The organism is Aeromonas sp. EU05-FHT14A05 (assembly GCF_058791175.1).
The window spans coordinates 336447-347434 of sequence record NZ_JBYTDH010000001.1 but is presented as its reverse complement, the minus strand read 5'-3'; the positions used below and the strand labels follow the sequence as shown (position 1 = coordinate 347434).

Genomic DNA, 10988 nt, shown 5'->3' with positions numbered 1-10988 from the left:
TTTTTCTTGTGCTCGCTCACAGCTGCAAACGAGCAGAAGAAAAACCGACGGGGCCTTATTGAGTGGGAGTCACAAGCAGGCCGGCATTCCGGCCTTCGAGATCACGCCAGATTGGTCTGGATGTATTGCGCCATCTGGAGGCTGCGGGCATCACCGCGTCTTTGCAGCTCGGCAATCACCTCCTGCAGGGTGCCGCGATACACCAAAGAGCCCCGCACCAGGGTTCTATGGCTGTGGCCAATGTCGGTGAAGGTGGCGCCCCCTCTGTGCAGGTGAATGTGCGGTTCATTGGTATCGGGATAGAACGACTCTCTTGGCATGATGCCTCCTTGTCTGATTCAGAAAGGGGAGCACCCGAACGAGTGCTCCCTCATGGCATCAAGCCTCGATGGGGGCACGCCAGTCGTCGGCACCCGAGGTACCGGCCACTGTGTGTTCCCAGTCGATCTTGCGGTAGGCCAGGGAGACCTGGATCAGCTGGGTGAAGTCGGCGTTGGCCGGATCCTGGCAGTGAGGCATCTGGCAGTCGATGTCGACTATGGTGGCATCGGTCAGCACGGTAGAGAAGAAGTGCTCCTGCTTGCCCTCAACAGAGGTGCGGTACCACTTCAGGGTCACTTTCGGCAGCATCTCACCGGAAGCCAGGGAGTTGTACATCAGCGGCACGGCCTTGTTCAGGGCCACGGTGAACTTGAACGGCTTGTGGACACGCTGGCCCGCAGGCTGACCGGATTGCGGATCGGTCGGGACTGTGACGACGTGCTGGAACTCTTGCACCAGCATCTCGTCTTCGTGGCCCTGCACGAAGATGTTGCCGACGGAGTCGGAGGTGAAGGCACCGGCGGTGATGTTGCCCTGGGTTTTACCTTCGATGCTGATATAACATGGAGTTGGCATGAGTTTGCTCCTGATTGGTTGAACGGTAATGACACTCAACCGAAACCGTTAGCAGTGACCATGCCAATCTATTTTTTTGTTATAAAACAAATGGTTGAAATAATTTTTCATCCAAGCTTCCATCGACGCGCCGCAATGCCTTGCGCATCCAGTGTCTATCGCTGGCATTTATTGCAATAACAGCACTTAATCCCACCATTACGGCAAGATATTGCCCGTAACAGCATGTAATACTGCCACCAGCGGTGAACACACGGTTCTTTATACCGTTATCGCAGCACATCCCTTTCTCTGACACGGCACGGCCCTGAGGCAAGGGCCATCACGGGAAAGCGGGCGCACTCCAAGGGTTAAATTGTCGTGGGCCGATCACATCACCCGTCCTTGGCAAAGGCTATACCTATAGCCATGGGGCTTGGCTCAAGGGCATTGCGATGGAACCCACCGCCACGGCAGTCATTTTCCTCTGCAAATCCTGTTACATATGGGGTTTTCAGCCAATACAGAGGCTGAGTTCAGAGGATCCGTCATGGTGCACTCATGACACCAAGCCCGGATCCCGGCCCGCAGATCCCTCCCCCTCCACCCTGGTGGCAAGGGGAGTCAGTGGCGGCCGGATGGCACATTTGTCGCACAGCAAGGTGGTCCCATCATGTCGCATCACAGGCCTGTCACCCCGCCCGATCCCCTCAGCCCTCCCCTGTCCGATCCGGGCAACTTCTCCCTGATCCTGGGGGGTCCCCTCTATCAGCTCTGGAGTCGGGCGCATCTTGGTGACATAGAGGCGCACATCAGGCGACGGATCCTCATCCTGAGCGGGATCTGCTGGCTGCCCCTGTTGCTGCTGTGCGGGTGGGAAGGCAGCCTGCTGCAAGGGGTGGCGGTGCCTTTTCTGCTGGACATAGAGACCCATGTCCGCTTTCTCATCTGCGTCTCCTTGCTGGTGTTCGCCGAACTCGTCGTTCACCAGCGCATCCGGGGGATCGTCAGCCAGTTCATCGAACGTGGGCTGATCTCGCCGCTCTCCCTGCCACGCTTTCATGACGCCATTCGTAGCGCCATGATCTGGCGAAATTCGATCCCCGCGGAGGTCGGGCTCATCCTGCTGGTCTTCTCGATGGGCTACTTCATCCGGATCCACACCTTCATCCTGGAGTCCTCGACCTGGTACGCCACCATGGAAGGGGGTAACCCAACCCTGACCCTGCCCGGTTTCTGGTTCTTCTGGGTGAGCAACCCCATCATCCAGTTCCTGCTCCTGCGCTGGCTCTACCGGCTACTGATCTGGACCCGCTTCCTCTGGCAAGTCTCCCGGATCCCCCTCTCCCTCATGCCGACCCATCCCGATCGCAACTGCGGCCTCGGCTTTCTCGGGGGTTCGGCCTACGCCTACTCGCCGTTGCTGACTGCTCTGGGGGCCCAGCTGGCCGGCTTTATCGCCAACCGGATCTTCTTTGACGCCGCCGTGCTCACCGCCTACAAGCCGGAGATCATCCTGCTCGCCGGCTTCGGCCTGCTGCTGGTGCTGGCGCCTCTGACGGTCTTTGCCCCCCATATTCTGGCGGCCAAGCGTCTGGGGTTGCGGGAATACGGCGCCCTCGCCGCCGAATACAGCCGCAGCTTCGAACACCGCTGGCTGCGCACGGCGGACAGAGACGGGGAATCCCTGCTCGGCGCCTCGGATATCCAGTCCCTCGCAGATTTCGGCAATGCCTATGCCGTCATCAAGGAGATAAGGCCCATGCCATTTAGCCGGGACATGTTCCTGCAGCTGGTGCTCGCGACTGTGGTGCCCTTCCTGCCCCTGCTCCTCACCCTCTTCTCCTTCGAGACTCTGCTCGACAGGCTGGTGGGGGTGATCTTCTGATGCGGGTGGGGAAGAAAAAAGCGGCATGAGCTGGACGAATTACCGCCTCCGGCAAGGAGACACCGCCATCCTGCGCTGAAGCCGAGGAGATGACGGCCCCAACAACAAAAAAGCCCGACCATAAGGTCGGGCTTTCAATTTGGCGGTGGGTCGGGATTGACTCGCGCCATCTCTGGCGCTAACCCTGCGGCTGTCCAGGCGAGCGGTCCTGCCCCCTTGTCGAACCAGGGCTCGAACCGAGCCGCCCCTCGCTGGGCATCAGGGAATGTGATAACCCGAAATGCAAAAAGCCCGACCATAAGGTCGGGCGTTCAATTTGGCGGTGAGGGAGGGATTCGAACCCTCGATACGTTGCCGTATACACACTTTCCAGGCGTGCTCCTTCAGCCACTCGGACACCTCACCAAATTTTTACTTCTTGAAGTGGCTTTCGGAGCACGCCGCGCGTGCATCTTGCCGACTTCGTCGGTGGGCAGCCTCTCGGACACCGCACCAAAGTTCTGTCTGTGGTTTAACGTGTTCAGCCAACACGGGTTCGTTGCGCTGCTGCGCTGGAACGGGGCGTAATGTAAGGGATAGGAGCAAGCCGGTCAATCTCATTTTTCATCTTTTGCCATCGTTTGCTCAATTTGCGAACCAACTGACCAAAAAGATGCCGTTTCCTATCCCTTTACATCAATTTTCAACCGCTTCGTGCAAGTGTTCCCCTCTGATGGCTTCCTCCAGCGAGCCGTAGAACTCCAGCTCACCCGGGACAGGACGCACCTTGGCGCGCGCCAGGGTCTTGAGGGGCTGGAACTGCAGCTCGGCCACCTTCAGCTGGACGCCCGACTTGGCCATGCGCCTGGCAAATTGCTGGAAGGCTGAGAGCCCACCGGCATCCAGGATGGAGACGGCCTCCATCTGCAGGATCAGCGCCTTGTGCTCCCCCACCTGGGCCAGCAACTCGTCAAAGACCCGCTCCGCCGCCGCAAAGAACAGGGGACCGTTGATCTTGTAGAGCAGGGTCTGCGCCGGCACCTCGCTGGCATAGCGCCCATGCTCCGCCAGATTGTGCAGCTTGGTCATCTTGGCAATCTCGCGCATGAACAGCAGAGACGCCAGGATCACCCCGAAGGTGATGGCGATGACCATGTCGAAGATGACGGTCAGCGACAGGCAGACCAGCAGCACCAGCACGTCGGAGCGGGGCGCCCGGCGCACCAGATCCACCACCTTGTGGGCCTCGCTCATGTTCCAGGCCACCAGCAGCAGCAGGGCGGCCATGGCGGAAAGCGGCAGCCAGGAGAGCCAGGGGGCCAGCACCAGAATGGCCGCCAGCACCACCAGCGCATGGACTATGCCTGAGATGGGCGAGGTGGCCCCCGCCCGCACGTTGGCGGCGGAGCGGGCGATGGCGGCCGTCGCCGTGATGCCGCCGAAGAAGGGGGCGAGTATGTTGCCAAGCCCCTGCCCCACCAGCTCGCCGTTGGAGCTGTGCTTGCGCCCCGTCATGCCATCCAGCACCACGGCGCAGAGCAGGGATTCGATGGCTCCCAGCATGGCCATGGAGAAGGCGGCGGGCAGCAAGCGCTCAATGGCGGCGAGATTCCACTCCACCGGCGCCCCGTCCGGCCCGGGCAGGGCCCAGGGCATCACCAGGGTCGGGGCTATGGGGGGTATCCCCATGCCCTGGGTGCCATCGGCCAGGGTATAGCTGAACTTGCTGCCTATGGTGGCCACGTCCACCCCGAACTGGTGCAGACCGAAAGCCAGACCGACACCCACCAGCACGGCCGGCAGATGACCCGGCACCGGCAGCCGCAATCTGGGCCAGAGCAACAGCACAGCCAGGGTGGCCACCCCCACCAGGGTATCACCCCACTGCCAGCTGGGCAGGGCATGGGCCAGCGCCTGCACCTTGCCGACATAGGTTTCCGGCATCTCGGGGACGTGCAGGCCGAAGAAGTCCTTGATCTGCAAGGTAGCGATCACGATGGCGATACCGCCCGTAAAGCCAAGCGTCACCGAGGGCGGAATGTATTCGATGAGGCGGCCGAGGCGCGCCATCCCCATGGCCACCAGGAAGAAGCCGGAGATGAGGGTCGCCATCAAGAGGCCCCCCACCCCGAATTGCTGGGCCACCGGATAGAGGATCACCACGAAGGCGGCAGTGGGGCCAGAAATCGAGAAGCGCGAGCCCCCCGTCACGGCGATGACGATGCCGGCGATGATGGCGGTGTAGAGGCCGTGCTGGGGCGGCACCCCGCTGGCGATGGCCAGCGCCATGGCGAGCGGAATGGCGATGATGCCGACCGTGATGCCGGCGATGAGGTCGCGGCCGAAGCGCGCCACGCTATAGGGTTCATCGATGCAGGATTGGCGCAATGCGATAGCCAGCTTCACGCCTTGTAAGGAAGCTTGATTGTGCATGTCTAGGGTAATACCAGAAGAGGGAGACAAAGGCCGGAGTGAACCGGCACCCGATCATCATCAAGGGCCGGCAGAGCTGTCGACGCGGCGATGGTATCCAGAGCAACCATACCCGAGCCGGCCCGATAATTCGATGGGCAGGATCAAGAAATGGCCATTACCCCGCATTATTGTCATCGATAGCTCGCATATCGCCGATTTTCCCAGCTATCCCTTCAGCTCTCTGCTCATCGCGAACCAGCCTCTTTCCCGCCTCCCCCATCACCTCAGAGGCAAGCCCATCGACAATCGGTATATCGCCAATTATCCCAGCCATCCCTTCAGTGACCCGTCCATCGCGAACCTGCATCTTCCCCGCATCCCTCAACCATCAGCTCAGAGACAAGCCCATCGACAAGGGGCTTATCGCCGATAGGCATCACCCCCTCCATGATCGGCTCATCCATTGCCGCGCCCCATCCAGACCGGGGTGCGCCTTCACGGCCAGCTCCACCATGGCCGCAGGCAGGGCATCTCAAGCTGCTGATTGTGCTGAAAATAGTCCACAGCGCCCAAGTTTTGGGCAAACGGGCCGAAAAGCCCTTTTTCCGTGGCATGGCGGGTTGACACCCGTCCGGGGGATCATTAATATCCGCTCCGTCTCGACGAGACAGGCAATTCCTCCTTAGTTCAGTCGGTAGAACGGCGGACTGTTAATCCGTATGTCACTGGTTCAAGTCCAGTAGGAGGAGCCAATTCCCTCGTAGTTCAGTCGGTAGAACGGCGGACTGTTAATCCGTATGTCACAGGTTCAAGTCCTGTCGAGGGAGCCATCTTCTAAAGCCCAGCCTTTTGGCTGGGCTTTTTCGTATCTATCTCTTCATAGTTTCAAGCCGAGCCAGCTATCCCTCACCGCTTGCTCTGCCACATTCCCCTCGCAGTGAACGATCCACTCTCCCTGTTTTCTCTCAACTCAAATTCGACTAACGATTACTCCGGTCCCTATCCGGTCAGCTCAGCAGGTGAATGGGTCACGATCTAGCCCAAACCAGAAATCATCCCCTCCCCTGACGTAAATCCTCCCAGAAACCCCCTCCGGTCACAGCTTCCGGTCTTTCTGCTGGGAGACCATGGGTATGATCAGACCGTAGCAGGTAGTTCTGGCGTGGAGATAGCACAGATTGAAAGATGGAAACGCTCACGAAGGGCAAGGGAAGAGGAATGGTTAACGGGCAAGACCGGAACAGCTCTGGGGCATATCCGGTCTTTGGGGTTGGAGCTGAGCTTGCCACAGTTGAGGAAAGTCGCGTCGATACCGACGAGGCGTCGGACTGTCACGTCGACGCGACCGTCAGCAAATTTCACGCAAAATCGCCAGTAAATCCTCCCCCCCCTCTCCCGGCAGCTCACCCTGCCATCTCTGTCAGAAATGTCTCCTTTGGATATCCCATGTTTTGAATGAAACCCAAAGTATGGCGGACTGCCTACTCATAAAAACCTTTGCATTTAAAAGGAGTTGTTTGCATGGCGACCAAGAGTATTGGCGAGCTGACCCAGGATGAATTCTTGAGAATAGTAGGCCTAAATCAAGGTATTTCTAGGGATGGCAGCCGTGTAGCCCTGGGCCTATGAAGCTAAGAAGACTCCCTCAAGTGGCTTTGGTCCTGACCCTTACCACCACCCCAACACGAGAATTAATGTAAACGGGTATATTAAAATCAAGGATTTCAACTAAAAGAATGGAGGGTGATTCTTATACTTAGCTCGTTCAACAATTTTATTCAGTGGTTCAAAATTATAGTCTTTGAATTTAATAGTTACATACCGTTGGCGTGCATACTCTAAGTGTTTTGTTAATGTTCTTCCACTTTTGGCTAATATTGTGTTGACCGTCAGTACATGTTTGTATTCTGCTGGCTTATCCATACCCGCATCAATAGCGCCCTGCAGTGCTAATGCTAACGGTGTCATCCCTTTGCTAGCACTATCCCAAAGCATCATTAATAGCCTTGCCGCATCGACAAGAAGCTGCTTACTTTCATTAATTTTTATCGCACTAACAGATGTACCTGTACCTGTACCTGTACCTGTACCTGTACCTGTGCCTGTACCTGTACCTGTACCTGTACCTGTACCTGTACCTGTACCTGTACCTGTACCTGTACCTGTACCTGTACCTGTACCAAAATTTTCAGCCCTAAGAGGATTAAATAATGAAACTTGCCCAATTCCAAGCAATGATAGAAAATCCTCTGCCGCTTTATACCCGCATAAAAAAGAACCTACAGCACCACTTTCCTTATGTGTAAATTGAAAACAATAATAATGGTCTTTAAGCACATAACCAGAATAACTATATTTTTCCTGCCCAGGGAGGAGTTTAAAATGTGCAATAGGTACAATGTCATACTCAGTGAGTAATTCACGTCTGATCTCGGAACCTCTCCGATGAAAACGTTCCGGCAAGCCATCCTTGTCAATATTAACTATGCGACACATTGTAACCTCCAGCCCCCAGAAATAATAATAGCTACCTAACGAAAGCATTCATGATGCTTATCCAAATCAAAATAAACTACCTTGTATTATTTCAGGATTTAATAGATCAATGGATACACCCTCTGTACCACCAATCAAAAATGGACTTTTAGGGTCATGATTTGCCTTATTCTTCAAAACAGATGATTGACTATATGTTGCATAACAATATGAACAGCCATGCAAGCAAGTGTTATAAACACCTATATCAACACTTTTAATACAACCACACTCGGCTCGCTGACCGCTATCTTTTCTTTCACTTAATGAAATTCCAAATAATTTCATTAGAAGAGCATCATCAATACATTTTCCATGAGAGACCCCAACCTGTGAAAGATCTAGACCCTCAGCACATGATTCGATCTCCATGCCATGCGCAGATGCTACCTCAGACATATAAGATGACAGGTCTAATACTGATTGTTGCTCATGCAAAATATCTCTATATTTCAGCTCAGATATAACATCCAAATTTCTTTCTGTTTTTTTATAAAGATCTGCGAAGCTAATGACAACCCGATTAGTTTTCCCCTCAAGCATAGATGCTATTTTCTTAAATAGTCGTTTATGTTCACCTAAATCTACAATATTTGACAACAGTATTGGATCATAACGCCAAATTACGCGTTCCCTACCAATTCGGTCACTTAACTCAGAGAATGTTGCTATTGCCCTGTGTGGTCTTGGTACAGAATGCTCTAATAGCTTCGGATAACCAGTAATTGTGTATTGGAAATAATATCTATACCCTAACGAATCCAGCTCATCCAAATGTTTCATAAGCATTTGTGGATTCCGTGTCCAAAAAACTATAGCATCGACCTCAGATGGTAGAAGAGATATTCTAGAAATCTGATGTGCATTAAATGGATTTCTTACAAGTAGAAAACCCTCCCTGACTCTATTCATAAACCATGGAGTGTAGAATGCTGGAATATCTGTTCTTCTGCTTGCGCTAATTATCATTGGCAGCCTACAGCATAAGAAACCATAGATGAACGCTTCAACTTAACTTCACACGAATCTCTAATTTCATCTCGATAAGGAAAACCAGCCCAACTGTTATCGTTAAACTCCTCCCTAACTTGAGCATTCAGCACTTCAAACATCGAATCTACTCTATTTGTAACCTCTTCTTGATTTCGATCATTGACAATAATAATTGTGTTTTCATTAGACCATTCTTTTAAATTTTGCGCTAACATAATGGCCTCGTCATCTGTTAATTCAGAAACTATATATGATAGTAAAATAACATCCTGAGTGTCAATGTCTAGATCTATAGATGTTGCATCCCCATAAATACAATCGTAATTTTCGTTAACATGTGCAACCTGATCATCAACATCAGTATTAATCACCCGTTCAAATAGTGCATTCCAATCATCATTTATCTCCACTTTTAAATAATTTACTTCCGCGGTATAAGGTTCTTCCTCTAAACGCGCTCGACGATTATGAATTGAACGATGGGCTTCACGAAACCCTATAATGTCAGAGCCAGGACCACCACCAATCGATAAAACATTCAAATTATCTTGGCTTAGTATTCCATTCATCATCGCATCAATCTTTAAAATTCCGACACTATTTCGTACCTCAGATGCATGTACAGGCAGATACCGTATAATATATAATTTCATTTTCTGCCCACATGAATAATCAATTTCAGCATCGTTAAAATATTGTCTAGAGCAACACCTAGGGCATGAAGTTACACCATGAACAGCATGCTCACAGTCAGAGAACATTTCGAAATCAATCTCAGTATATAACTCTTCAATTAAATTATTCATACATATATCCATAGGTGAACGATTTCACAAAAGATACCCGAATGAGAATTTAAATCAAATATATATTACATCCATATTAATCTCGGACATCAGGCCCTGAGCTAACCGCTCAGGGCCTTTCCATTTCCACAATTCAAAGGAAAAAACATGGTTGTCCGTCACATTTTGAGCAAGCAAGTAGCCGCAGTCTGTATCAAGCCTATGAGGGACGGCAGTATCGATTTCACCGTCAAGGACTGCACCAAGGAGCAATCAAGGGCGCTATCACCGGAAGCGGGTATCGGTGCCAAAGGCGGTATCCCAGGATACCGTCGCAGGCACCATTATCGGCGACACTATTGGCTATATCACCGAGCCAGCTAACTGAGGGAGGTTAGCCATGGATGAGTTTATCCAAGAAGTGACATACACCTTCCACGAGACACTCAAGGGGTATGCACATGGAAGTTGAATATTGGTCATGGGATGAGGATTAATTAATCGATCGATACCAGATGATAACGCCGCGGCACATCGCTGTGGCGTTATCGTTTCTGATCTCTATTCCGTATGACTGCCCACTAGGGCGCGATAAGAATATGAAGTAGTCACATATCAGCAACGATTCGAGTGATGCGTTGAGTCAACTCGAAAACTTCGACCGATAGAAGGCGATACTCGTCAGTTATCTGTTCTTGGCTTTTGTTAGCCAAGAAGTAAAGTTTGTCGGCAGATTCGCAAACAGCACGAGGGAGATCGGCAGATGGATCAATCCCGTTTACACGAACCCAGCGGTTTATAGCCTCTCTAGAAAGGCCATAAAGTTCCTCTTTCCAAAGTTTACAATTAACGAGCTTAAGAATTTCGCGTTGTGCGTCAATCCGATTGTTGAATTCAATCATGGCTAGAACTGACTCCTAAGCGTATCCATCCAACGTGGAACGATAGCGACTGCTTTGGTAGCAATGGCAATTTCTTCATGCGTGATGTTTTCTCCAAAACCTCTTGTCGAGAGTAACCGTGCCCGAGTCAATATGGAAAATGCCTGAGGGTCGATGTTGAGACTTGGTTGTACCAACAGAGGCGATTTTCTAGAGAAAATAGGATGCCCGATCGACAGCGAATGACAAGTGGCAAAATTACGGATGGCTAGGAACATACAGGAAAGATGGAAAGTTGCACTGTTCGATGATTTCCTGAGTTCTTGGTACGAGCGGTCGAAGAGCTTTCTGAACTTAGCACAATCATTAACATCAGCCTTGTAGGATGATGGTTTCCCCAAGTTACTCAGAAAATCTGAACCATCTGGCGAGAAAAGTAACTTTGACTCAAGATGAAGGTGCCAAGCGAATGGGTTGCCTTCATTCCATAAGGCTTTTATCCGTTCATATCTATATACGGAATATTTTTCGGGATCAACATGACCTGTCGAATCATCAATACAGGCCAGAAGATCGACATCAGACCCTAAATCTATTTCTCCACGGCAAATGGAGCCAAAAGCATAAATGTGCATA

9 protein-coding genes and 3 tRNA genes are annotated in these 10988 nt (G+C 52.1%); 3 read left to right on the top strand and 9 right to left on the bottom strand.

Annotation, left to right across the window (positions count from 1 at the left end; translation table 11 throughout):
- Positions 1–101: 101 nt before the first annotated feature.
- Positions 102–320 (bottom strand): hypothetical protein, encoded by a 219-nt coding sequence (locus AC3WR3_RS01560; RefSeq protein WP_139436145.1) that lies wholly within the window; start codon positions 318–320, stop codon positions 102–104.
- A 58-nt stretch (positions 321–378) separates the two neighbouring features.
- Entirely contained in the window at positions 379–897 is a 519-nt protein-coding gene (hcp1, locus tag AC3WR3_RS01555; protein WP_025326621.1) for a type VI secretion system effector Hcp1, read from the bottom strand.
- A gap of 652 nt (positions 898–1549) precedes the next feature.
- Here hcp1 and AC3WR3_RS01550 point away from each other — a divergent pair.
- Positions 1550–2764: a hypothetical protein gene (locus AC3WR3_RS01550; RefSeq protein ID WP_492290956.1), complete on the top strand. Its 1215-nt coding sequence runs from the start codon at positions 1550–1552 to the stop codon at positions 2762–2764.
- Positions 2765–3081: 317 nt separating this feature from the next.
- Here the strand turns inward: AC3WR3_RS01550 and AC3WR3_RS01545 are convergent.
- Positions 3082–3169, bottom strand: a tRNA-Ser gene (locus AC3WR3_RS01545).
- Positions 3170–3439: 270 nt separating this feature from the next.
- Complete coding sequence (dauA, locus tag AC3WR3_RS01540; RefSeq protein ID WP_202045197.1) at positions 3440–5176, bottom strand: C4-dicarboxylic acid transporter DauA; 1737 nt, start codon at positions 5174–5176, stop codon at positions 3440–3442.
- Positions 5177–5834: 658 nt separating this feature from the next.
- Between dauA and AC3WR3_RS01535 the strand changes: the two genes are divergently transcribed.
- Together AC3WR3_RS01535 and AC3WR3_RS01530 are read left to right on the top strand one after the other, a co-directional pair.
- Positions 5835–5910 (top strand) — tRNA-Asn (locus AC3WR3_RS01535).
- 2 nt (positions 5911–5912) lie between these two features.
- Positions 5913–5988 (top strand) — tRNA-Asn (locus tag AC3WR3_RS01530).
- Positions 5989–6886: 898 nt separating this feature from the next.
- Here AC3WR3_RS01530 and AC3WR3_RS01525 read toward each other — a convergent pair.
- From AC3WR3_RS01525 to AC3WR3_RS01505, 5 genes are all read right to left on the bottom strand, one after another.
- Complete coding sequence (locus AC3WR3_RS01525; protein ID WP_492290955.1) at positions 6887–7654, bottom strand: hypothetical protein; 768 nt, start codon at positions 7652–7654, stop codon at positions 6887–6889.
- A 66-nt stretch (positions 7655–7720) separates the two neighbouring features.
- Positions 7721–8662 (bottom strand): DUF1848 domain-containing protein, encoded by a 942-nt coding sequence (locus AC3WR3_RS01520; RefSeq protein WP_492290954.1) that lies wholly within the window; start codon positions 8660–8662, stop codon positions 7721–7723.
- Entirely contained in the window at positions 8659–9492 is an 834-nt protein-coding gene (locus tag AC3WR3_RS01515; RefSeq protein ID WP_492290953.1) for a hypothetical protein, read from the bottom strand. Before AC3WR3_RS01515 ends, AC3WR3_RS01520 begins: the two co-directional genes overlap by 4 nt.
- 587 nt (positions 9493–10079) lie before the next feature.
- Positions 10080–10373, bottom strand: a complete 294-nt coding sequence (locus tag AC3WR3_RS01510) for a hypothetical protein (RefSeq protein WP_492290952.1) — start codon at positions 10371–10373, stop codon at positions 10080–10082.
- Positions 10374–10375: 2 nt separating this feature from the next.
- Positions 10376–10987: a nucleotidyltransferase domain-containing protein gene (locus tag AC3WR3_RS01505; protein WP_492290951.1), complete on the bottom strand. Its 612-nt coding sequence runs from the start codon at positions 10985–10987 to the stop codon at positions 10376–10378.
- Between the last annotated feature and the right edge of the window lies 1 nt (position 10988).

Bases quoted from the DNA above. Each gene is read 5' to 3' on its own strand.
- AC3WR3_RS01560 (WP_139436145.1), bottom strand. From the start codon at position 320: ATGCCAAGAGAGTCGTTCTATCCCGATACCAATGAACCGCACATTCAC.
- hcp1 (WP_025326621.1), bottom strand. From the start codon at position 897: ATGCCAACTCCATGTTATATCAGCATCGAAGGTAAAACCCAGGGCAAC.
- AC3WR3_RS01550 (WP_492290956.1), top strand. From the start codon at position 1,550: ATGTCGCATCACAGGCCTGTCACCCCGCCCGATCCCCTCAGCCCTCCC.
- dauA (WP_202045197.1), bottom strand. From the start codon at position 5,176: ATGCACAATCAAGCTTCCTTACAAGGCGTGAAGCTGGCTATCGCATTG.
- AC3WR3_RS01525 (WP_492290955.1), bottom strand. From the start codon at position 7,654: ATGTGTCGCATAGTTAATATTGACAAGGATGGCTTGCCGGAACGTTTT.
- AC3WR3_RS01520 (WP_492290954.1), bottom strand. From the start codon at position 8,662: ATGATAATTAGCGCAAGCAGAAGAACAGATATTCCAGCATTCTACACT.
- AC3WR3_RS01515 (WP_492290953.1), bottom strand. From the start codon at position 9,492: ATGAATAATTTAATTGAAGAGTTATATACTGAGATTGATTTCGAAATG.
- AC3WR3_RS01510 (WP_492290952.1), bottom strand. From the start codon at position 10,373: ATGATTGAATTCAACAATCGGATTGACGCACAACGCGAAATTCTTAAG.
- AC3WR3_RS01505 (WP_492290951.1), bottom strand. From the start codon at position 10,987: ATGCACATTTATGCTTTTGGCTCCATTTGCCGTGGAGAAATAGATTTA.